Genomic DNA, 22,100 nt, shown 5'->3' on the forward strand with positions numbered 1-22,100 from the left:
GGGTCCGGTTCCTGGCCCGGCGTAGGGGTACCGGGCCAGAAACCGGCGAGCGATACGGCTTTCCCTCCCTGGAAACCGGACCGCCCGGTCTGTGGGTCAGGCCGTCGTCGACAACCGGCTCACCCGGTTGAACACGAGCGGCACCGCGACAGCGGGGTTCAGTTCGGCGAGGACCGCTTCGGCGTCCAGGCCGGGCAAGTGGATCCACGCGCTGTCCGCGAAGTCCGGGGTCGTGACGCTGATCCGGGCGCAGCGCGCGGGCGGGACCAGCGCGACCCCGAACGGCTCGACCACGTTGCGCCACACGGATTGCGAGACGATCATCCCGGCGCCGAACTTGTCGCCCGTCGGGTCCGAACGGCACCAGTAGCCGACGGCGTCGTTGAACGTCGAGGCGCACAACAGCCTGGTCAGCGTGATGTAGGTGCGGTGGTACCGGTGGTTGTCCGCCATCGGTCCCATGTGGACCGCCACCCGCGCCCGCATCGGGACGCGGGCGTAGCGGTTGCGGGTCCGGAGCAGATGGTCCAGATGGAACGCGACCTCGCAGAGCTGGCCGACGGCGTGGTCCGGATAGGCGACCATCAGCCCGTCCCCGGTCTCCCGGAAGTGACGCGCATCCCCCGGAGCGAGTCCCACCGCGTTGAAAGAGCGGGAAACCAGCGTCTCCATCTCGGTCTTCATCGGGTCCAGCAGGTCGTCACTGGCCTTGGACGAACCGACGATGTCGACGGAAAGTACGGCGTGGGTGTGCGCGTTGTAGTGGCCTGAGGTCAGCACCTGCATCTCTGCGACCCCTCCCCTGATCGGTGAAAACTGGCGGCAGGAAGCAGTGTTCCCACTCCTCACCGGAAGTTCTGTTCGGAACCGAACAAAACCTGACCCCGCGCTGGTCAACGCCAGTGAGCTAAGTCACACCTTTTTCCGTGATCACGCGCAATGCCTCGCGGTCGATGACGGTGATCGCACGGCGCGAACTGGCCACGACTCCCGCCTTCCGGAGCTTGTCCAGAGCCTGCGCGACCATGGTCCGGCCCATCGGGATGAACTGGGCGAGTTCGTCCTGGCTCAGCGGGATCCCGATCCGCCAGCCGGCGGGTGTCCGGATGCCACAGACGTCGACGAGGTAGTCCAGTCTCGTCGCGACCCGCGCCACCGCCTGCGGTTTCCAGGACTGCGTCCGCTGGCGCTGGGCGAGCACGAACCGGCGGGCGACGCTGACGAGCACCTCCCGCATCGCCGCCGGATGATCCAGCAGGAACCGGTTGAACTCGCTCGCCGCGATGCGCCGGACGTGCACTTCCTCGATGGCGACGACGTCGGCCATCCGGATGCCGCCCGCGATCACCGCTATCTCGCCGTGCAGATCGCCGGGCACGCCGACGTCGAGGATGACCGTCGCACCCATCCGGTCGGCGCTGGTCACCTTCACATAACCGTGCCTCAAGAGCATGACGAAGTCGCCGGGCTCGCCCGCCCGCATCAGCGCCTGTCTGCTGTCGTAGGTCTGCGGGGTACCCATCTCCAGCAACCGGGCGCGGACGGGTTCGTCCAGCCGCTCCAGGAACGGACGTTCTCTCTCTTCGGCGGCCTCCGGGCCCAAACCCACGAAACACCCTCCCAGGCAGTCGTGAACACCTATCGCGGAGAGTAACCGAATCGGCCACCCGATCCGGCGGCGGAACCGTCATGGGTGGTGAAGATGCCCAGCCGGACCAGCTCCAACCTGATCCACTCGGCCAGCCGGTGCAACGGTCCGTCTTCGGCCTCGACGAAATAGCTGTCCACGATCTGGTGTCGCCTATCGGCGTGCTTCGCCGCATAGAGCAGCGCTGACCGTACCTCTGACACCTTCAGCGGAGCGACCTTGATTCCTGGAGCGGGCCGCACGGTGCTCTTGGCGGCCATCACCGCCAGCACGGCTTCCTCCAGGCTGAACCGGTGCTCCACCGGTACGACCACATGTTCCACGCCCTCGACAACCCGGCGCCCGATCAACGGCATACTGTCAGATCAGCATGACGCACGGCCGTAGTCTGTTCGGCACTGAACACTCAGCGTGGTTCGACCACTGCGATGGCCTCTTCGAGTGTTTCCCGATACACCCTCATCCGCTCGACGAGCATCACCGGATCCGGGTTCTCATCTCGCGCGTGTCGCTCCAGCTTTTCGGTGGTCTGCTTCACCGTCACCCGCAGTTCGAGGACCTCGGACCCGTTCTCACTCCGACGGCTTTCGAGCCTCGCGACCGCCTTCCGGAGGGCCCCCGAAAGCTCCGATTCGCCTGGCTGCACCGTTTCGATGGCCGTCAGCGCCCGCCCGAGCAGGCTGAAGTGGTCATAGACGGCCGCGGGTTCCGGCGCGCGGACCTCCCTCGCCGGCTTCGATCGCTTGCCGTTCAACACGAAGAACGCGACTTCGGCGGGAAGCAGCACGGCGAAGACGGCGACGGCGCCGAAGAGCCAGGCCGCCGGATGCGGATAGGTCACCGCGCGGCCGATCAGCCCGGCGATCAGCGCGAGGACGCAGGCGACGACGTGGAACGGGCGGTTGTCGTGCTCGGCCATGTCAGAAGTTACTGAAGACGTTGACGAACATCTTGTCGATGCCCTGCGGGTCGACGGCCTGATAGCTGCGGGCCTTGGACTTCTGCGCGATCTCGTCGAGAACGCGACTGTCCGCCTGCGCGCCGTAGGCCATGGTGAAGATCCGGACGGAGTTGTCCAGCCGTTCGGCGTCGACGGCCTGGAGCGCCTGCTCCTTGGTGGTCCCGACACCGGTGTTCTCGCCGTCGGTCAGGAAGACGATGGCGTTGATGACGTTCGGGTCGAACGTCCGCCGCATCTCGTCGTTGGCTTTCACCACGGTGTCGTAGAGCGCCGTGTCCCCCTTGGGGGTCAGGTTCTCGACCAGGTCGATCATCGGGCCCCGGACGTCCTTCACCTTGCCGATCGGCACTTTCTCCTCGTACTTGTTCGAGAACGTCCACAGCCCGACCTCGTCTTCGGGATGCAGGTACTCGAGTTGTTTCTTGATCGCGGGTTTCAGCAGGTCGATCCGGCGCTCGGAGTACGGTTTGTCCTTGCGGTTCTTGTCGAACGGCTCGCCCATCGATCCCGACAGGTCCAGCACCAGCAGGATCCGGCCGCGCCGTTGCGTGTACTCCCAGCCGTCCAGCATCTTCTGGATCTGCTCGCCGGTGGGGGTCTCGATCTTCGGGGTTTCCCGGGCGCCCTGGGTGCGCACGACCTTGGCCAGGTCCGGGTTCCCGTTGCCGTCGGGGTCACGGAACCCGAGGTCGCGGAACCGGTTCTGCTGGCCGGGTTCCCGCAGGAAGTCGTAGAAGTCCTTCGCCGCCGCCTGTTGCTCCGGCGAAGCGCTCGCGGTGGTCAGGAAAGGATGGTCGATCAGCATCGTCCCTTCCTTGGGGTGGACCGCGACCAGCGGGCGCACCGGCGCGACGGGGTTCCCGTTCAGCTGCGCGGGGTCCCCGGTCGGCACGCCGCGGTTGTAGAGGTAGACCATCTGTTCCTGCATCGCCATCGCGCTGATGTAGGGCGTGGGCTTCTTGCGGTCCTCTTCGTACAGCGTCTTCAAGAAGGACACCGAATCGTCGCTGTAGTAGGCGACCGACGCCTCGATGCCGCGGACGAACCGGACGGCCTCCGTCGTGTCGATCTTGGCGTAGTCGCCGCCCGTCGCCGCGTAGTAGGTCGCGATGGTCGCGGCGAGCCCGGACGTCGACCGCCGCGGGTTGTCCTTGCCCAGCGTGAAGTTCCCCCAGGGGGCGTTCGCCGCGCCTTTCGAAGCCCAGCCGCCGTTCTGGTTCACCTCCAGCACGTCACTCCAGCCGATGTTCTTCTCCGGCCAGCCCATCGCCGCGGCCATCGGCTCCGGCATCGCCATCACCATCGGGCTGGTCGCGAGCGAGGTCTTCGGCCCGACCTTGATCCGCTCGCCCTTTCCGCGCTGGCGCAGCAGATCGAGCCAGAGCGACGAACTCGGCAGCCAGGCCTGGGGCTCGGGCTGGTGATCGTCGATGTCGTTCCAGCCGTCGGCGATGAGGTCGAGCGTGGCCCCCGAGGTCTTCTTGAACGCTTCGACCTTCGCGCACCGGCCGCCGTCGAACGTCCGGCCGGTGTTGTTGTACCGCTCGGCCAGTTCGGCGATCAGGTCGCCCTTCTCCGTGGAAGAACTGGTGACCAGCCGGACGCAGTCGGCCCTGGCCGCGTTCGAAGGCGCGGTGACCGTGGTCGCGAGCAGGACGATCACGAGCGTCCCGACGAGCGCGCCGAAGACGAGCGAAAGCCAGCCTGATCTCCGCATACGCCGCCCCCTTGCCGTTATAGCGGGCAAGTGTAGCTACAACGTGGTTCCCGGTTCCGTTTCCTCGGTCACGAGATCACAGGTTTCGAAACTGAAGCGGGCGAGGGTACCCACCCAATTCCGATAGACCTGTAGATCATCGAAGGATTCGACGTCTAGCCGCCATTCAGGTGGAAAGGCTTCCCGCGGCGATTCGCCGCCGGAAAGCGCGACGAAGGTCGAGCGCGCGGCGCCCGGATCGGCGACCAAGAGCGCCAGCAGGACGAGCACCGCCCGATACGGGCCGCCGACGAACCGCGCCAGTTCCGCGTCGGGAATGCCGATGCGCACGAGCCGGTACAGGTTGACCAGTTTCCGGATCTCGCGCGGTGTGTTCAGTCTTTTCCGGAGAACGTGGACGAAATCGCGTTCGACCTCGGTGAGCCGCAACCGGTCGGGCCGCATGTTGTAGAACGTCGGCGGGGCCGTGTCCTCGACGAGGACCCGCACCGGTTCCTCGCGTTCCCCGCGTTCGAAGCCGTCCTCGGCCCATTCTTCGTGCCCGCGCGCCGACGGCTCCCGTCCTTCGATCGGCATCAGGACATCGATCAGTTCGTCCGCCGCGGCTCCCATGGGGCGCAGAGCGAACACGATCTGGAAGATCTTGTCGAGGTACTCGGTCCGCCTCTCCTCTCCGGCGCCGAACAGCTCCTCGTGGTGCTGGTCGAGGCATCGCCGCAGCCACCTCGGATCGACGGCCACCACCACGACGAACGCGGGCAGGGCCAGCAGCAGGTGTACCGCGGCGAGCACCTCGATCACCTTCGACGGCGGGCAGCGGTCGAGGTCGTCGATGTAGAGCACGATCCGTTCCAGTGGCGGCTCACCCTTTCCGCCCGCCAGCTGCCATTCCTTCCGCGCGTCCACCAGATCGGCGCTCAGGCCCGCGAGATCTTCCCGGACACGGGCGAAAACCCCTTGGTAGTCCCCGTATCGGCCGGTCTTCGCCTCTTCGATCAGGTCACCGAGCCGGGTGGCCGCGTCCAGCCGCCGGAGCCGTTCCTCGGTCTCGCGGACCTCGGTCTCGAACCGTTCGGCGCGTTTGTCGACGTCATGCCGCAATCTGTCCAATGTGGACTTCACCGGGGCGAGCGCCGCCTTGGCCGTGGTGAGCGCCGGGGTCAGCACGGCGCCGAGCGCGACGACGGCACCCGCCGCGGCGAGGATCGCGTTGTGCCACAAGGCCCAGCCGGTGATCGCCGCGACGACGCCGAGTACCCACAGCACCGCGTAGCCCGCGACGGCGAGGCGCCGACGACGACGTTCCGCCTGGTCCACCCCGGACACCAGGAGCCGCCAGCGCCAGGTGAGCGGGGAGTCCCCTTTGACAGCCCGGAGGCTCGCGAGCCGGGTCCGCAGTTCCTCGCGTTCGGCACGGACTTCGCCGGCGTCCGCGTGCGCCTCGGGCGCGCCGAGGTTCCGGAACAGGTGGTCCACCAGCCCGACCCACAGATGGTCGTCGTGGTACTGCCAGGCGTTGAACCGGATCTGCCGGATCTCACCGGCGAACACGCTGCTGGCGGCGTCGCCGCGGGACCGGCGGGCCAGTTCGGCGACCCGGTCCGTCACCTGGCGCACGAAACTGGACTTGCCGGAGCCCCAGGGGCCCAGCAGCGCGACACACAGCGGCGGGCTGGTCTCGCGGTCGGCGATGACCGCGGCGAGGGTGCGCACGTCGTCCTGGAAGCCGATCAGGTCGAGCGGGCTTTCGACGTCGGGCGTGATCCGCGGCCGCGCCCGCCCCGGTTTGGGCTCGACGAAACCGGTGCCGTCGATCTGGTTGCCGAAGCGGTCCCACACCCGGATCGTGCGGTCGTCTCCGACCGTGACGATCTTCTCGTTGCCCGCGGTGCAGGCGATCGCGCGGACGTTCCCCCGATGTCCCTTGAGGAGGGTGTACCCGGCCGGGTCGTCGATGTCGCGGACACAGACCTCGCCGCCGGAACCGCCCGAGAACACCAGTTTGCCGTCCGGACTGAAGGCCAGTGTCCGCACCACCCCGGCGTGCCCGGGGAAGACGAGGGCCGGATCGCCCTTGCGCCCCCACAACCGGACAGTCTCGCCCTCACCGGACAGCACCCGCTCGCCGTCGGCCGAAACCGCGACCACGTGGACCGCGCCCGCGCCGCCGAACCGGTAGTGGGAAACGACTTCCCTGTCCCACAGCCGGACTCCTCCGGTGTCGTCGCCGGCGACGACGATCCGGCCGTCCGGGGTCACCGCGACCGATTCGATCTCCGGGCCGCCGGTGCGCAGTCCCCGCACCGTCACCCCGTCCAGCCGCCGGACCTCGACAGTGTTCCCCGCGCCGGACACGGCGAAGTCCTGCGCCACCGCGACCACGACGGTCCGCTTGGTGGTCTGGACCTCTGGGGGCTGCGCCTCATGCCCGGCGAGCCGCCAGCGCCGCACCGTCGCCCCATCGCAACCGACCACGTGCTGCCCCGAGATACCCACCGCGAGCACCGGCCGATCATGGCCGCTCAGCGCGAACCGCTGGCTGCCGGTCTCCAGGTCCCAGACCCGGACCGTCCGGTCCGCACCCCCGGTGACCAGCCTGTTCCCCTTCACCGCGACCGCGAGGATCGGTTCTTCGTGGCCGGTGAAACGCGCCGTCGTCATAACGGCACAGTCTTCCTGGCGAGTCAAGATCATGGTTAACGACAGGCGACTATCGGCGGGTACCCCGACGACCTCGGCAGGTCCTAACATCACGCGGAGGCAACGGAGGATTACGCACAGATCCCTCCCGCCAGAACAAAAGTGTCGACACTGCTCCGAAATTCCAGCACGCCTTAACGCGAGGAGTTCAACGTGCTTCGACGTACCTTCGCCGCGGTGCTCACCGGCGCCGCGCTCTCCATCTCGGTGCTCTCGGCACCCTCCGCCGGTGCCGCCGAGATGTTGGCGACCACCCTGACCTACGACGACAGCCAGGCCGCGGAGTTCAAGGACGCGGTGGCCGCCGGCATCAACGTCTGGAACACCAACGTCACCAACGTCCGCCTGGTGAAGGCGACGCCGGGGCAGCGGGTCAACATCCGGATCGTCGCCGACAACGGCTGGCCGCGCGCCACCCTCGGGCCGGTCCGCCCGAGCGGCACGGTCACCGTCTGGTACGGCAGGCAGGCCGTCCAGCAGGGCTACAACAAGACCCGGATCGCCTCGCACGAACTGGGCCACAGCCTCGGCCTGCCCGACGTGAAGCCCGGGCCGTGCTCGTCGCTGATGTCCGGTTCGACCGGTGGCGTCAGCTGCGCCAGCGTGAACCCGAACGCCCAGGAGAAGGCCCAGGTCCAGCGGAACTACGCCGGCACCGCCGTGCGGAGCGCCGACGCGGGCAAGGTCCTCGCGGAGATCGGCTGATCACGCGCCAGGGGGTGCCCGCCCGGCACCCCCTGGCCACGTCAGCCCTTCGCCGTGATCGCCGCCGCCGGGCACGCACATCCCGCGCGCCCACACAGCGTTCGCGGTCGACTTCGATCCTCATCGCGATCAGCCCCAGGCCACCGGGAGCGCGTAGACCCCGTAGATGTCGGAATCCGACCGCATCGGGACCTCGTCTGCCGGGACGGCCAAGCGCAGCGCCGGGAACCTGGCGAGCAGCCCGGTGAAGGCGACCTTCATCTGGACCCGCGCGAGCTGCTGCCCGAGGCACTGGTGGACCCCGTGCCCGAAGGACAGGTGCCCGGCGGTCTTCCGGCCGACGTCGAGCCGGTCCGGCTCGGGGTACTTCAGCGGATCGCGGTTGGCGGCCAGCACCGAGAGCGCTACAGCCTCCCCCGCCTTGACGAGCCGCCCGCCGATTTCAACGTCTTCGAGCGCGGTGCGCACCCCGGTGTGCGCGATCGCCAGGTAGCGCAGGAGTTCCTCGATCGCGCCGTCGATGCGCTCCGGGTCTTCGCGCAGGGCCGCGAGCTGATCAGGATGCCGCAGCAGCGCGAAGGTGCCCAGCGCCAGCATGTTGGCCGTGGTGTCCAAACCGGCCCCCAGCAAGAGGAACGCGATGCTGGTGAGTTCTTCTTCGGTGAGCCCGGTAGCGGCCAGCTCGCCGAGGATGTCGTCCGTCGGCTCGGCCCGCTTGGCCACGACGAGCTTGTAGAGGTACTCCCCCAGCGCGTTGATGGCGGTGTTCTGTTCTTCGAGCGAGGCGTCCGGCCTGTTCAGGGGTGCGACGCTGAGCCGGAAGAACTCATGGTCGGCATAAGGGACGCCGAGCAGTTCACAGATCATCAGCGCCGGGATGGGCTGGGCGAAGGCCGTCACCAGATCGGCGGTCGTTCCCTGTCGTTCCATCGCGTCGAGGTGCTCGGTGGTCGTCTGCTCGACCCGTTCGGTGAGCAGCCGCATGCGGCGGACGGTGAACTTGCCGGTGAGCAGCTTGCGGTAGCGGCCGTGTTCCGGGTCGTCCATCTTGATGAACATCCCCGGTACCGCGGGCGGCGGCACCACCATCGCGGACGGTCCCGGCAACGGTGAGTGCAACAGTTCCTGCCGTGCGCTGAACCGCTGATCCGCGGTGATGTCCCGGACGATCGCATGACCGGTCGCGAGCCAGCCTTCGTGCCCGTCAGGAAACGTCATCCGGACGAGCGGGTGTTCGTCGCGCAGCGGGCCGAGCTCGGCGGGCGGGTCGAACGGGCAGCCCTTCGGCCGTTCGAGGGGTAGCTCCGCGAGATGGGGTGCCGAAGACGTCATGACTGTTCCTCCCAGTTTAGTGATAACTGAAGGCTACGTTGCGTTCATTGATCACCCAAAGGTCACTTCTGGCTATTTTATGGTTCTTTGCTGGTAGAGTTCCGAAATCGTTGCAACGGTTTTGCCCGTGAACGCAACGCGTCGTTGCAATGAAATGACGCTGAACGCAAAAGGAGGCGCCGATGCCCGGCGGCAGACTGACGCTCGAAGACCGCCGCTTGATCTCGGCCTGGCTCGGGGACGGTCTCGGATACGCCGAAATCGCGCGACGGCTCGGGCGCCCGACGTCGACGATCAGCCGCGAAGTCGCGCGCAACAGCGGCCACTCCGGCTACCGCCCCGAAGAAGCGAACCGGGTGACCGGGGAACGGGCTCGGCGCCGCAGACCACAACCACGGGCCACCCCCACCGTCGCGAACGGGTACGGGCGGGACCCGGAGGCCGTGCGCGCCTTCGAGACCGACTTCGCCGAGATGATGGTGGCGACCGGGCTGCCCCGGATGATGTCGCGGGTGCTCTCGTGCCTGTCCGTCAGTGACGACGGTGTCCTCACCGCGGCCGAACTCGCCCGGCGCCTCCAGGTCAGCCCGGCGTCGATCTCGATCGCCGTCGCCTACCTGGAGACCCAGGCGTTGCTCCGGCGGGACCGGGACGGCCGGCGGGAACAGTACGTCATCGACGAGGAAATGCCGCAGCGAGTATGGGCCGAAAGCGTCCGGGCGAACCAGGAATGGGTCAAGATATCCCGCCAGGGCGCCGAAGTACTCGGCACCGCGACACCCGCCGGTGCCCGCATGGACGACCTCTCCCGATTCCACGCGCGGATCAACGAAGTCATGCTGGACGACCGCGTCGAGGTGTACGCCGCCGACGCCCTGACGGCTCTCGCCGCACTATTGCATGCCGGACGCGCGCTTTCCGTCACGGCGCTGGCGTCCGCGCTGGAGTGGCCTTCGGAACGGGTCGCGAGGGCTTTGCGGGTGGCTGAGGAGTCTCCGCACATCGCCGGCCCGGTGAGGGTGGTTTCCGGCGGTTCCGGGTATCGGGCGGTTCCGTTGGTGGAACGGCTGACCGCGGCGCAGTTGGCGGCTTTGGGCTCTTGAGCGCGGTGGCCGTTTTTCGGCGATGGCCGGCTCAGACTTTGGGGAGCCGAAGTCGGGCCCTGGCCATACGAACGGCTAGTCGCCGTTCTGCACTGACTGCCCCAGACAGTCGAAAGCAACCGATCACGCCCACGACCGGTAGCCGTTATTCGGCGATGAGGTTGCCGTTGGGTCGAGCCGGACCCTCGATACTCGCGGTCTGTCTCTGGACGAGCTTGCCGAGGACTGCCAGCGGGGTGCGCGGCATCCGACCGTCGCCAGTTTTCGGCAACGAAGCTCAAAACGGCGGCAGTGAGGGCGCCGTCGGGTGCGAGGCCCGTAGCCCGTAGGTCGCCCCGGGGCCTCAGCACTCACGTCCCGTCACTGACTGAGCTCGCCGAGGCCTGCCAACGGGATGCGAGGCGTCCGCCCGTCGCCGGTTATCGGCAACGAAGCTCAAAACGGCGGCAGTGAGGGCGCCGTCGGGTGCGAGGCCCGTAGCCCGTAGGTCGCCCCGGGGCCTCAGCACTCACGTCCCGTCACTGACTGAGCTCGCCGAGGCCTGCCAACGGGATGCGCGGCATCCGACCGTCGCCGGTTTTCGGCAACAGCACTCAGAACGGTGGTGAATCGCCCCGGGTTCGGTAGAGACTCGTTGTTGGGGTCAGGCGACCAGGCTGATCAGGTCGCCGTCCTCGTACAGGGTCTCGAACTCGACGGGTGGCCGGTCGCCACATGCTCCGTGGAGTCGCTGGGTGTTGTACCACTCGATCCACGCGGCAGTCGCGACGTCGACTTCTTGCTTATTGTGCCATGGCCCGTTCGGCTTAATCAACTCGGTTTTGTAAAGTCCGATGGTGGATTCCGCGAGCGCGTTATCGAGGGCATCACCGACCGTGCCGATTGACGCGTCGATACCAGAATCGATAAGGTGCTGCGTAAACCGGAACGGCGTATACTGGCTTCCGGCGTCGGAATGGTGAATCAGCTTGTCCTGTCCCTCGCTCCACCGGTAATTCCGATGGCGCAGCCCCCGCTCGATCGCGTCGAGCACCAGGCCTGTCTCCTTGGAGGTGCTCGCGCGCCAGCCCACAATCCTGCGGGAGAACACATCGATCGCGAACGCGACATAGACCGTACCCGCCCAGGTCGCGACGTAGGTGAAGTCCGCTACCCACAACCGGTTCGGTGCACCGGCCGTGAACTGGCGTTTCACCAGATCCGCGGCGCGGACACCGCCAGGGTCGGACACGGTGGTGCGCACTGTCTTCCCGCGGACCGCGCCGGCCAGGCCCATCACGCGCATCAACCGTTCCACCCGGCCCCGACCCACCCGAATGCCTTCCCTGTTCAGCTGACGCCATACTTTCCGGGCACCGTACACCCGATAATTCACGTCGTACACGCGGCCGATTTCCTCCTTCAACTCCTCATCACGAACTTCCCTCGCCGACGCAGGGCGGGACAACGCGGCATAATAGGTGGACGGAGCGATCTTGATCCCGAACTCGGTCAGCACGGCACAGATCGGCTCGACTCCGAACAGGTCCCGATATTCCGTGATGAACGCTACGAGCGCGGCGGTCGAGGGTCGAGCTCCCTCGCGAAGAAAACCGACGCCGCTTTCAGAATCTCATTCGCCCGACGCAACTCACGATTCTCACGCTCCAGCTCACGCACCCGCTCCGACTCCGCGGTCGTAACACCCGGCCGCGCACCCCCATCAGTCTCGGCCTGCCGCACCCACCGGCGCAACGACTCGGCCGACACCCCCACCTTCGCCGCGATCGACGTGATCGCCTCCCACTGCGACGAATACGCCCCTACCTGCTCAAACACCAACGCAACCGCACGCTCACGCACCTCACGCGGATGCCTCGAAGACCGGCCCATAACTCCATCCTCACTCACACGATGGAGCCTCCATCAAACCCGGGGCGGTTCAATCCGACCGTCGCCGGTTTCCGGCAACAGCACTCAGAACGGCGGCGGCTCCTCGCTGTCTCTCGGGCGGGGGTCGTGGAGTGGTGGTGGGGTGCTGTGGTGGGTGTGTCCGGTGGGGGTGGTGATGGTGAGGGTGCCGTCGTGGTCGAGCCGGTAGGTCCAGCCGGGTTCGTCTTTGAGGCGGTGGTCGCGGCGGCAGAGGTCGATGAGACCGTCGGCGCTGGTGCGCCCGCCGTGCTGCCACGGCACCGCATGATCGAGATCGCAGGCCTGCGCCGGACGGTGGCAGCCCGGTCTTCGGCACTCACGATCCCGCACCCGGACGAACTCACCGAGACCGGCGGTGGGCCGATACCGCTCCCGCCCCAGATCGAGGACCTGCCCGGACAGCGGATCGGTGATGATCCGCCGCAACACCGTGCCCGGCCCGGACGCGATCTCCCGCGCCACCCCGGCGGGCAGATAACCATGCCCGGCCAACTCCGCCGGATCATCGCTGACACCAAGATACGTAGCCAGGTCCATGTACAGGAACACCTCCGCACGCTCGCTCACACCACCGGTGCCGCCGAGCAGGAGATCGAGCGCGACATCGGCACGCAGCTGATCCAGGGTGCGGGTCTCACCGCCGGCCCTGAGCGCCCGGGCCTCACGATCGATCCGCCGATAGGCGGCGGTGACTTTCTCGACCGGGCCGTCCTCGACCTCGATCGACGCGACCCCCGTCTCCCCCTGCCGCACGGTGACACGACGCCCCTCCCGATGACGCTCGGCACGAGCCTCGGCACCCTCACGATCGACCGTGATCGCCGCGTGACTCGCCGCTTTCCGGATCTGGTCGGCGTTCCTGCCCGGTAACCGGTCCTCCAGCAACGCGTCAGCAGCCCGCGCGTCCTCATCCGACAGCCACGCCGTCGCCGCGGCCACTTTCATCGCACCGAAACCACTCACCACACCCTGATCCATCAGATGCAGAGTGCGGGGCAGCCGGGTGGTCAACGCCTCCGCCGCGGCGACCATCGCACCCGCGTGATTGTCCCCAAGAGACAACGCGAACGCGACCTCCTGAGTCACGCTCCGCGCCCCGTCACGATGACGGTTCAGCTGCGCCAGTGCCCGGAACCGGACCGCCTCCAACCGCGTGATCCCCACCGACACCGCCTGCGCCACAGCAACACAATCCTGGTCAGACCAAGAACCGGCACCAGCATTGACCAACCCCAAAACACCCGGGCCGACAATATCCTCAAGTTGCGCCACCGCAGCGGCTTTACCTGTGTCCACCCATCGAACATACGGTCGACCACCGACAGTTTCCGATCACCCAGACACCCCAAGACATCGCCGATTTCCGGAAACGAAGCCCGAGCGAACCCCCGACGGCCATCCCAGCCAGCCAACAGCCTGATGACCGAGAAACCATGCGGCCTTACTGCACAGCGTTGCCAATTTTCGGCAACGGCCGGAAGTCTCTCTTCGACTCGCATTACGCCCGAACAACCGCTCCGAGGCAAGGCATCGCCGACTTCCGGCAACGAGACCCGGCAAGCCCTACTCCGCAAAGGATCACGCGCGACCAACCCGCCACAAGGCTCGGCAACGCCCGAAAGCCTTTCCCGGCAGCCGAAATCCGGCTGCCGGGAAAGCCCTACATCACGTCCCGAACGACCATCCGCTCCGAAGCCCGCTCGATAGCCGCTTCCACCGCGCCGACCCGGTCCGCCAGCAGCCCCATGGCGCCGACAGCCCGGCTCATCGGGTCCTCGTCGTCCCCGCCCAGCGCCTGCGCACGCAGGTAAGCCGCCTTCACGTCCGCCCACCGCTGCGCCTCCGAGGCGCTCAGCCGCCCCCGCAACTCGGCCAGCTTGAGCAGGTTCGCTTCCGCGCCCGAGGTGAGCGTCTGCGCCTCACCGGCGTAGTGGTCGTCGATCAGGGCTTCCAGCTCGGCGTCGTTCATCGCGGGCACGATCCGGCCGGCGAGTTTGTTCATGTTCCGGTACGAACCCTGCAGCTGGAACGGCGGTTCGACCCGGGACGCGTCCGCCTGCGCCGCCGAAGCGATGTAGGCCTGGTTGTTCTTCAGGACGATCCGCTGCACCTGGCTCAGTTTCCTCAATACAGCGAGGATCTGCTCCAGTTCGGTCGCCGAGTAGGCGTGCTTCAGCTGATCCGCCCGCACCGAACCGTCGCCGCGGGCCAGCCGCACGAGAACGTCCACATCGGACCGTTCCCGTGAGACCAGCGGTGCCAGTACGGTGTTCGCGGTGAGCGAGTTCTCGATGTAGCTCAGCGCGAACAGTTCTTCCTTGCCCGAAAGCACATCGCCGAGGTTCCACACGTCCGCGCGGTTGGCGAGCATGTCCGGGATCCGGAACCGCTTTCCTTGCTCCGTATACGGGTTGCCCGCCATACAAACAGCGAACCGCTTGCCCCGCAGGTCATAGGTCCGCGTGCGACCTTCCCACACGCCTTCCATTCGCCGCTGCGCGTCGCACAGCGAGATGAACTTCTGCAGCAATTCCGGCGAGGTGTGCTGGATGTCGTCCAGATACAGCAGCACGTTGTTACCCTGCTCCAGCGCGAACGAGATCTTCTCGACCTCTTGCCGCGCGGTCGCGTTGGGCGCGTCCGCCGGATCCACCGACGTGACCTCGTGCCCGAGTGCCGGTCCGTTCACCTTGACGAACACCAGCCCGAGGCGGCTCGCGACGTACTCCATGAGTGTCGTTTTGCCGTATCCTGGCGGCGAAATCAACAACAGCAGACCTGATTGGTCGGTGCGCCGGGCGTCGCCTGTCGCGCCGAGTTGCTTGGCGAGGTTGTCGCCGATCAGCGGCAGGTAGACCTCGTCGAGCAGCCTGTTGCGCACGAAGGCGCTCATCACCTTCGGCTTGTACTCGCCCAGCCGCAGCCTGTCCCGTTCGGCGGCCACCAGTTCGTTGCGCTGCCGCTGGTACGCCCGGAAACCCGGCACCCGGTCACGCCGGAACCGTCCCGTCCTGGCCAGCGTCTCGTCGAGCCGCAGGGTCAGGGATCGGTTGACGATCCGGGAATGCGAGCCGAGCAGACCGTCCACAGTGGCCGAAAGCTCCGCCGACGAGTCGTAGCGGGGCAGCTCGGCCAGTTCGATCGCGACGGCCTCCGCCAGTTCGTCGCCCGGCAGACCTGCCGAGTCCACAAAGGACGAAAGCCAGGCTTCGGCGAGCTGGTGGCGATCAGCGAGGTCTTCGAGCGCCCGCAGGTCTTCGGCGAAGCTCCGGCGGTCGAGGCGGAACTTGTCGAGCAGCGTCCGCGCGCCACCGCTGGTGACGAACCCCGGCGACGCGTCGGCCAGTTCCTCGAACAGGTACTCACCGGCGGATTCGAGGTCCAGCGCCAGCCCGGACGACGCGGCGAACGCGGCCATCGCCTCGGCGAGCTCCCCCGCCAGCGAGTCGATCGCCGTGGTGTGCCCGAACGCCTCCCGCACCCGCGCGAGCGACGCGGCGCGCGTCGTCCATGCGGCCTTCGGTTCCTCTTCGGCGCCGAAAGCCCAGAACAGCTGAGCCGCGGCCCGCGCGGCGGGCGGATACCGCAGCAGCCCGGCGGCGGACCGCAGGCGCAGCAGCGCGGACAGGATCGCGGCGGCGTCGTGGTCGTGCACGCCGCGCGCGTAACCCTCGTCGTAGCGGTCCCCCGCGACCCGCCGGACGACCTCCAGCAGGCCGTCCTCCGTCAGATCCGGCTTGTCCAGCAGGATCGACGTGGCCAGGTACTCGGCGCGATACACCTCGGCCGACTCCGAGACCAGCAACTGATCCCAGTACGGCCGCGTCGCCTCGAACGACTCGTCCCGCACGGGCGAGCGGTAGTCGGTGCCGGTGATCGCGAACTTCATCCCGCCGTCGTGCGGCACCAGCGTGAGGTCGATGTCCTGCGTGTTGACCGCGAAGGTGTTGCGGCCCAAGCGGATCGTCTCCCCGCCCTCGCCGTAGAGGTCGAGCCTGTCGCGCAGCGCGCGGCCTGCCTCCTGGCGAGCGGCCTTGACCCGGCCTTCGAGCTCTTCGGCACGCACCTGATCGCCGAGTTCGCGCAGTTCGGCGACGACACTGCGCAGCTTCGCGACCATCGGATCGGAGGCGAAGTAGGTGTTGATCTCGTCGACCGAGCCGAGCGTGCCGACCCGGCGGGTGACACTCGTCAGGATGCGTTCGGCCGAATCGACCAGCCTGTCCGCGCGGCGGGCCCGCTCGTCGAGCAGCGCCTGCTTGCGCGAGGAGAACGCCTCGTAGACGTCGGTACGCTTCTCGCCGAGCGACGCCAGGAAGTCGTCGAACTCGCCGAACCGCGATTCGAGGTTTTCCAGCTGCAGCAGCAGCCTGCCGAGCTGCTCGTCGCAGCGGTCCGGGGTGTCCGCGACCGCGAGCCCGCCGGTGATGGCCTGCGCCAGCAGCGCGAACTCGGCGGCGAACTCCGCCCGGCCCTCGGTCTCCAGCAGTTCCTTGCGCCGAGCGTCGAGGGTGGCCCGAGCCCGGTTGACCCCGCCGATGACCTCGCCGACGCGTTCCAGGATCTTGGTCCGCACCACGGCGTCCGCGATCTCCAGCCCGCCGACGACGTCGGTGAGGACTTCGAGCCCGCCGGACTGCTCGTCCAGCTGCTCGGCGACCGGGACCGCCTCGGCGACGGTGGCGATCGCGCCCGCGGCCTCGATCAGCCTGTCGACCTCGGCGTGGTAGCTCGTGAAGGCTTCCTCGCCCTGCAGGAACCGGACGGCTCGCTGCGCGGCCTCGCCGAATTCCGTGTCCAGGTCGGCGATCACCTTGTCGACGCGGGCAGTGTCGACGTACCGCAGTTCCCGCACGGTGACGAGATGGCCTCGCGCGCGGTGCATTTCGGCGAGCCTGCGCACCCACGCGTCGGCCGCGTTCAGTGCCTCGCCGCGAACCTTCCGCACGAGCGACGCGGTTTCCGCCGCGGCTTCCTCGACGGCGTCGGCCGCCTGCGCGGTGAGCGAGGTGACCGTCTCGAACTCGTCGAGCACCTGCTCCGCGGTGACCCGGACGTCCGAAAGCGGCGACCGCAGATCACCGAGTGCGGCCTCGCCCAGCCAGTGGTAGTGATCGAAGACCCGGGCGCACGCGGCGATCAGGGCCTCGAACACCGCCGCCGACGGAGCCATCTCGCCGACCATCCGGCCGATCGAAAGGCAGTCGGAGATCCCGCGGACCAGATCGGCGTTGCCGATCCGCTCCAGCGGCCCCGTCCCGGCCGGCTGCGACGCGGCGTAGGTGTCCGACTGGAACGGCGTCCGCCAGACCTGCATCGGGTGCACCCGGCTCGGCTCGTCGGACAACGCGCGGAACAGGACCATCGTGCCGTCGTCGAACAGCGAGTACCCGTGGCACGGGATCGGGTTCGAGACCTCTTTGCGGATCACGTTGTACGGCAGGAGAAGCGAGCGTCCCTCGGCCCGCGCGTGGAAGACGTAGAGCACGTCCTCCCCGTTGGGCGAGCGGATCACGCGCTCGAATTCGAGCTCGTCCACCGTGGTGTCGAACGTCTTGCTGATGCCCGTGTCGAGGTAGTAGCCGCCGGGGAAGATGATGCCGTGGTCCTCGGGTAGCCGCTGGCACGCCTGCCCGATCCCGTCCAGGCGCACCACGTCCCGGGTACGGGTGTTGAACACCAGGTACCGGTGCACGGTCTCCTTGTACGGCAGCATCCTTAGCAGGATCAGCGGGCCGATCCTGGCGTAGGAGACCTCGGCGTCGGCCAGGCTCTGCAGCGGCTCGTCGACCGGTTCGGAGTAGACGCCCTCGCCGGTCTCGGTGTTGTTCTCGACCTTGATCGTCAGGTTGCCGCCGACGGTCTCGACGAACACCTCGTCCTCGATCGAGATGTGCGGATGCCGCCCGAGGACGTGCTGCTCGCGGCTGGTCTCGATCCATTCGAAGTCGTGCGACGGCGGGAAGACGTGGTCGCGTTCGCCCCGACTGTCCACATAGGACAGATTGCCGTCGGGGGCGATCCCCCAGCGCAGCACGCGGATGTCCTCGGTCCGGGGACCGATCTGGAACACCGCGAGCAGTTTGCCCTCGACCCGCCGCAGCTGCAGCAGTTTCGCCTGCCGGTAGTACCGGTACAGCTCGGCGAAATCGCGGACGAACCGCTCGTCGCGCAGCAGACCCGGCAGCTCTTCGGCGGGCACGTCGTCGAAGCGGAAGGCCTGGTCGTCATGACTGAAGCCATGGAGCGAGAAGACGTCGTCGGCCGTCGTCTCGGGTTTGAGGCCGATGAAGACGTTGTAGCCGAACAACATCCGCCCGCCGACCGACACGACGTCCCGCGGCACGCAGTTGTTCGCGGTGCGGATCCGTTCCGTGCCGATCAGCGCCAGCTGCGCGCTGCCGAAGACCCCGAGCCGCGCGGTGTTGAGCTCGTCCGCGCGTTTCGCCAGTTCGGCGGCCTGTGCGGCGAGCCGGGCGCGGAGCACCTCATAGGTGCCCGCGTCCAGCTGCTCCGTTCCTGCCGCCGGTTCGGTCGCCGTCACTGCTTCGCGGGGGCGAGGGCGGCGACGGACTTGTCGGCCAGGCCGAGCCGCTGCGCCATGGCCAGCAGCTCCTGCACCTTGCCGCTGTCCGGGCCGCCCGCCTGCAGCTGCTTGGCCAGGAAGGCCGACAGCGTCAGGTTCTTCACGTCCTCGGTGCTCACCGAGCCGACCAGCTTGGTCAGGTCGTCGGTGAAGCTGCCCGAACCGTCGAGCCACGACTTCCCGAGTGTCTGGATGACGTCCGAGTGCTCGACGAACCCGTCCACGCTCTTGCCGAGCCCGATCGAGCCGATGACCTTCTCGAAGAACATGGTCTCGCCGCCGACGATGTCGATGTCGGCCTTCTCCAGTCCGATTCCGAGCACCGTGGCCTGCGCTTCGGCGACCTCGCGCTGCACGTTGAGGGCGGCGAGCCGGATCTCCTTCTCCGCCTCCAGGCGCAGGCGGTACTCCTCGTGCTCGCGGCTGGCGGTGTCGAGCGCGGCCATCGCGGCGGCCTTCTCGGTGAGACCTTCGGCCTCGCCCTTGAGCTTGTCGCGCATCCCGTCGGCGAGCACGATCGCCTTCTCACGGGCGACGATCGCCTCGGCGCGGCCGACCTTCTCCAGCGCGTCGGCGTCGCGTTCCTTGACCTGCGCCGCGGCCAGGCCGATGGCGGCCTCCTCGGCCTGGATGCCCTCCGCGAGACGGATCTTCGCGCGGGTCTCCAGTTCGGCGGTCTGCTGACGGGCCTCGGCCAGCGTCAGTTCCTCGCGGGCCTTGTGCTTCGACGCGGCCTCGGCGGCCTCCGCGGCCTTGATGTCCTTGACGAGGTTTTCCTGCGCCTCCGCCTCGGCCCGGATGATGATGGCCGAGCGCTGACGCTCCGCCTCTTCGACCACGCGGAGCTTCTTGATGTTCTCTTCCTGCTCCGCCACGGTCTTCTCGACCGCGATGCGCTCGCGGATCACCTCGGCGATGGACCGCTTCTCGGTCTCGACTTCCTTGTCCTTGGCGATCCGGGACAGCTCGGTCTCGCGTTCGCGGCCGATGACTTCCAGGAGCCTGTCCTTCTCGATGCGCTCGCTCTCGATGGCGATGACGCGCTCGCGGTTCTTGCCCGCGACCTCGATCTCACGCTGCTGGTTCTGGTGCTGGACACCGAGCTGCTCGTCCGTGCGCAGGTCGGCGGCCTGCGACTTGAGCCGCTCCTCCGCCTGGACCTTGGCGATCTCGGCCTCTTCGCGCGCCCGCATGGTCTCGACCTCGCGGCGCTGCTTGATCTCGGCGTCCGCCTGCCGCCGCTCCAGTTCGAGGATCGCCTCACGGGCGTCCACGTTCTGGCGGGTGATCTCTTTTTCCTCACCGCGGCGGAACTCGTTGGTGCGCACGTGCTCGATCGCGGTCAGCTCGGTGATCTTGCGGATACCCTGCGCGTCGAGGATGTTCGCGGAGTCGAGCTGCGCCATCGGCGTCTGCTCGAGGTAGTCGATGGCCGCGTCCTCCAGGCTGTACCCGTTGAGGTCGGTGCCGATGACGCGGATGATCTGGTCGCGGAATTCGTGGCGTTTGGTGTAGAGATCCACGAAGTCCAGCTGCTTGCCGACGGTCTTCAACGCTTCGGAGAACTTGGCGTTGAACAGTTCCTGCAGCGTCGCCTCGTGGCTCGCGCGTTCGGTGCCGATCGCCTGCGCGACCTTGATCACGTCCTCGACGGTCTTGTTGACCCGGACGAAGAACGAGATCCGGATGTCGGCGCGGATGTTGTCCCGGCAGATCAGGCCTTCGCGGCCGGTGCGGGTGATCTCCATCGCCTTGACCGAGGTGTCCATGATCTCGGCCTTGTGCAGCACCGGCAGGACGATCGCGCCGGTGAACGTCACGTCGACGCGGCGGACCTTCGAGATGATCAGCGCCTTCCCCTGCGGCACCTTTTTGAACAACCTGGTGATCGTGAAGAGCAAGACCAGGAGGATGACAACTATCACGGCGATCAGAACGCCGGCCCCCACGCTGATGGCACCCATAGTGTTCCTTTTCTGCTTCAGATGTCCAAGGACTCGACCCAGAAGAACTCGCCTTCGGAGTCGTAGTCATAGAGAACTACGCGGCTGCCCGCCGTCAGGTTGCCTTGGCCCGCCTGCCGAACGTCCACAATGGCCGTCGACCCGTCGGCGGCGGCGACTTCGGCCTGACCGAAGTCGTGGGTCACCGACGAAGTGCGGATGACGGCGGCGCGACCGACGAAGTCCCGCCTGCTCGGCTCCTTCGCGGGACCGAATACCCGGCGCAGTGGCACCACGATCACCCTCGTCCCGAGTGTGCCGAGGACGAGCGCGACGGCGAGCACGCCGACCCCGAACCCGATCCTCGATGGTGTCGAAAGCTCCAAGTCATCGAGAAGAACCGTTCCTGCCAGGCTGGCGAACCAGGTGAATGCGATCAGCAAAGAGAGCGAAATGGACAGTGGGACGCCGCCGAAGCCCGCCAGGAGCCCATCGCCGCCGTCGAAGCCAACAGCGTCATCGACGTCAACACCGCCGAACAGTGCCAGCAGCCAGTAGCCGATCACCACGATCAGCAGGAAGCTGAAAAGCACGGCCGGAAACCCCAGAGCCGCGGTGACGAACCCGCCCATCGCCGTCGTTCCCTCCCCCATTACCCCGGGTCAGGACTATAACCAGCGCGTGACGCCGGGCGGGCCGTTTTCGGCTACGAGTGGGTCACGGTGTGCGGAAGCGTGCGGGCCCGGCCACCTGCCGCGTTTCGTCCTCTGAATGCGGCGGGGTCGTGGGGGCCGCTGGAAGACCGGCAGGTCCGTGAAGGGCTCCTTGCCTACCCTGAAGGTAGGGAAGGAGGCCTTCACGGACTTCAGGCAACCAGGGTCGCGGAGGGGCGCGACACGGAAGGCGCAAGCGGGCGCGGAGCGTTACGCCGACCGGCCGCGCGGAAGCCATCCAGTTGGACCTGTCGCACCACACGAGCGAGCCCTACTCTCCAGTATTGAGAGTGACACAGGACACACCACGGTCTTGGGAGGCTCCATTGGGTTGGCACGTTCGCGAGACGATCGACGAGGATCAGCGCGAACGGCGGATCCGCCACGTCACCCGATGTCTGAGCTGCACGCTCACCTGCGTCCATTGTGGACTTCCTGCGCGCTTCGCCGTTCCCGCGGGACATCCCGGGCTCGGCGTCGTCGAACATCTCCCCGGCGTGAGCAGTCCGGGCCTGCCGGATCTCGCCCTCCTGCACCGCTTTTGCCGCGACCACACCGGCACGGACGCCGGGATGGCGCTCAGGCGCGCCTATCTCGGCCTGGCGACCGAACTCTTCGAAACGGGACGGCGGATCCGCCGTCACCACAGGCTCGGCGTGCATCCGCCACGGCCGGGGCACCTCGAGGCCTACCGAAAACGGTGGCGAGTGGCCAAAATGCGGTACGCCTGCAAGGCGTGCCGGTACTACACCGGCTCTCACTGAGCCGCTTCTCCCCCGGA

At 67.5% G+C, this 22,100-nt stretch carries 15 protein-coding genes and 1 other annotated feature; of the genes, 3 read left to right on the top strand and 12 right to left on the bottom strand.

Going from position 1 to position 22,100, the window contains the following annotated elements; translation table 11 throughout:
• Window positions 1-96: 96 nt before the first annotated feature.
• The 6 genes from ACFOSH_RS04665 to ACFOSH_RS04690 form a co-directional block, all read right to left on the bottom strand.
• Entirely contained in the window at window positions 97-786 is a 690-nt protein-coding gene (locus ACFOSH_RS04665) for a hypothetical protein (RefSeq protein ID WP_378237399.1), read from the bottom strand.
• A 121-nt stretch (window positions 787-907) separates the two neighbouring features.
• Window positions 908-1,609 carry a Crp/Fnr family transcriptional regulator gene (locus ACFOSH_RS04670; protein WP_378237400.1) on the bottom strand — a complete coding sequence of 234 codons (702 nt, stop codon included), beginning with the start codon at window positions 1,607-1,609 and terminating at the stop codon, window positions 908-910.
• Window positions 1,610-1,638: 29 nt separating this feature from the next.
• Complete coding sequence (locus ACFOSH_RS04675; RefSeq protein WP_029715552.1) at window positions 1,639-2,004, bottom strand: hypothetical protein; 366 nt, start codon at window positions 2,002-2,004, stop codon at window positions 1,639-1,641.
• 50 nt (window positions 2,005-2,054) lie between these two features.
• Window positions 2,055-2,567, bottom strand: a complete 513-nt coding sequence (locus ACFOSH_RS04680; protein ID WP_378237401.1) for a hypothetical protein — start codon at window positions 2,565-2,567, stop codon at window positions 2,055-2,057.
• A 1-nt stretch (window position 2,568) separates the two neighbouring features.
• On the bottom strand, window positions 2,569-4,326 hold the full coding sequence (locus ACFOSH_RS04685; RefSeq protein ID WP_378237402.1) for a vWA domain-containing protein: 1,758 nt from the start codon (window positions 4,324-4,326) through the stop codon (window positions 2,569-2,571).
• Between the two features lie 36 nt (window positions 4,327-4,362).
• On the bottom strand, window positions 4,363-6,987 hold the full coding sequence (locus ACFOSH_RS04690) for a P-loop NTPase fold protein (protein WP_378237403.1): 2,625 nt from the start codon (window positions 6,985-6,987) through the stop codon (window positions 4,363-4,365).
• A gap of 192 nt (window positions 6,988-7,179) precedes the next feature.
• Between ACFOSH_RS04690 and ACFOSH_RS04695 the strand changes: the two genes are divergently transcribed.
• Entirely contained in the window at window positions 7,180-7,731 is a 552-nt protein-coding gene (locus tag ACFOSH_RS04695) for a snapalysin family zinc-dependent metalloprotease (protein WP_378237404.1), read from the top strand.
• Window positions 7,732-7,860: 129 nt separating this feature from the next.
• Here ACFOSH_RS04695 and ACFOSH_RS04700 read toward each other — a convergent pair whose 3' ends face one another.
• Window positions 7,861-9,063 (bottom strand): cytochrome P450, encoded by a 1,203-nt coding sequence (locus ACFOSH_RS04700; RefSeq protein ID WP_378237405.1) that lies wholly within the window; start codon window positions 9,061-9,063, stop codon window positions 7,861-7,863.
• 182 nt (window positions 9,064-9,245) lie between these two features.
• Between ACFOSH_RS04700 and ACFOSH_RS04705 the strand changes: the two genes are divergently transcribed.
• Window positions 9,246-10,166, top strand: a complete 921-nt coding sequence (locus ACFOSH_RS04705) for a helix-turn-helix domain-containing protein (protein ID WP_378237406.1) — start codon at window positions 9,246-9,248, stop codon at window positions 10,164-10,166.
• A gap of 643 nt (window positions 10,167-10,809) precedes the next feature.
• On the opposite strand, the gene ACFOSH_RS04710 is transcribed toward ACFOSH_RS04705, so the two are convergent.
• From ACFOSH_RS04710 to ACFOSH_RS04730, 5 genes are all read right to left on the bottom strand, one after another.
• Window positions 10,810-12,038, bottom strand: a protein-coding gene (locus ACFOSH_RS04710) for an IS3 family transposase (RefSeq protein ID WP_378237407.1) whose coding sequence is annotated in 2 segments (ribosomal slippage) — window positions 10,810-11,759 and window positions 11,759-12,038 — 1,230 coding nt in all. Because the reading frame shifts where the segments join, the coding sequence is not laid out codon by codon here.
• Window positions 11,632-11,760 (bottom strand) — a sequence feature (AL1L pseudoknot). Its footprint overlaps the gene before it by 129 nt.
• Window positions 12,039-12,122: 84 nt before the next feature.
• A complete protein-coding gene (locus ACFOSH_RS04715; protein WP_378237555.1) occupies window positions 12,123-13,331 on the bottom strand; it encodes an HNH endonuclease signature motif containing protein in 1,209 nt (402 codons plus the stop codon).
• Between the two features lie 406 nt (window positions 13,332-13,737).
• Window positions 13,738-18,621: a DNA repair ATPase gene (locus tag ACFOSH_RS04720; RefSeq protein WP_378237408.1), complete on the bottom strand. Its 4,884-nt coding sequence runs from the start codon at window positions 18,619-18,621 to the stop codon at window positions 13,738-13,740.
• The gene (locus ACFOSH_RS04725) at window positions 18,618-20,564 is read right to left on the bottom strand and encodes a flotillin family protein (RefSeq protein ID WP_378237409.1); all 1,947 of its coding nucleotides are present in this window, start codon (window positions 20,562-20,564) and stop codon (window positions 18,618-18,620) included. The genes ACFOSH_RS04720 and ACFOSH_RS04725 overlap by 4 nt, the downstream gene beginning before the upstream one ends.
• A gap of 80 nt (window positions 20,565-20,644) precedes the next feature.
• On the bottom strand, window positions 20,645-21,238 hold the full coding sequence (locus tag ACFOSH_RS04730) for a hypothetical protein (RefSeq protein ID WP_378237410.1): 594 nt from the start codon (window positions 21,236-21,238) through the stop codon (window positions 20,645-20,647).
• Window positions 21,239-21,645: 407 nt separating this feature from the next.
• Between ACFOSH_RS04730 and ACFOSH_RS04735 the strand changes: the two genes are divergently transcribed.
• On the top strand, window positions 21,646-22,083 hold the full coding sequence (locus ACFOSH_RS04735) for a hypothetical protein (protein ID WP_378237411.1): 438 nt from the start codon (window positions 21,646-21,648) through the stop codon (window positions 22,081-22,083).
• The last annotated feature ends 17 nt before the right edge of the window (window positions 22,084-22,100 follow it).

Source organism: Amycolatopsis speibonae, assembly GCF_042647925.1.
Lineage (GTDB): Bacteria > Actinomycetota > Actinomycetes > Mycobacteriales > Pseudonocardiaceae > Amycolatopsis > Amycolatopsis speibonae.

Bases quoted from the DNA above. Each gene is read 5' to 3' on its own strand.
- ACFOSH_RS04680 (WP_378237401.1), bottom strand. From the start codon at position 2,567: ATGGCCGAGCACGACAACCGCCCGTTCCACGTCGTCGCCTGCGTCCTC.
- ACFOSH_RS04675 (WP_029715552.1), bottom strand. From the start codon at position 2,004: ATGCCGTTGATCGGGCGCCGGGTTGTCGAGGGCGTGGAACATGTGGTC.
- ACFOSH_RS04665 (WP_378237399.1), bottom strand. From the start codon at position 786: ATGCAGGTGCTGACCTCAGGCCACTACAACGCGCACACCCACGCCGTA.
- ACFOSH_RS04690 (WP_378237403.1), bottom strand. From the start codon at position 6,987: ATGACGACGGCGCGTTTCACCGGCCACGAAGAACCGATCCTCGCGGTC.
- ACFOSH_RS04705 (WP_378237406.1), top strand. From the start codon at position 9,246: ATGCCCGGCGGCAGACTGACGCTCGAAGACCGCCGCTTGATCTCGGCC.
- ACFOSH_RS04700 (WP_378237405.1), bottom strand. From the start codon at position 9,063: ATGACGTCTTCGGCACCCCATCTCGCGGAGCTACCCCTCGAACGGCCG.
- ACFOSH_RS04685 (WP_378237402.1), bottom strand. From the start codon at position 4,326: ATGCGGAGATCAGGCTGGCTTTCGCTCGTCTTCGGCGCGCTCGTCGGG.
- ACFOSH_RS04730 (WP_378237410.1), bottom strand. From the start codon at position 21,238: ATGGGCGGGTTCGTCACCGCGGCTCTGGGGTTTCCGGCCGTGCTTTTC.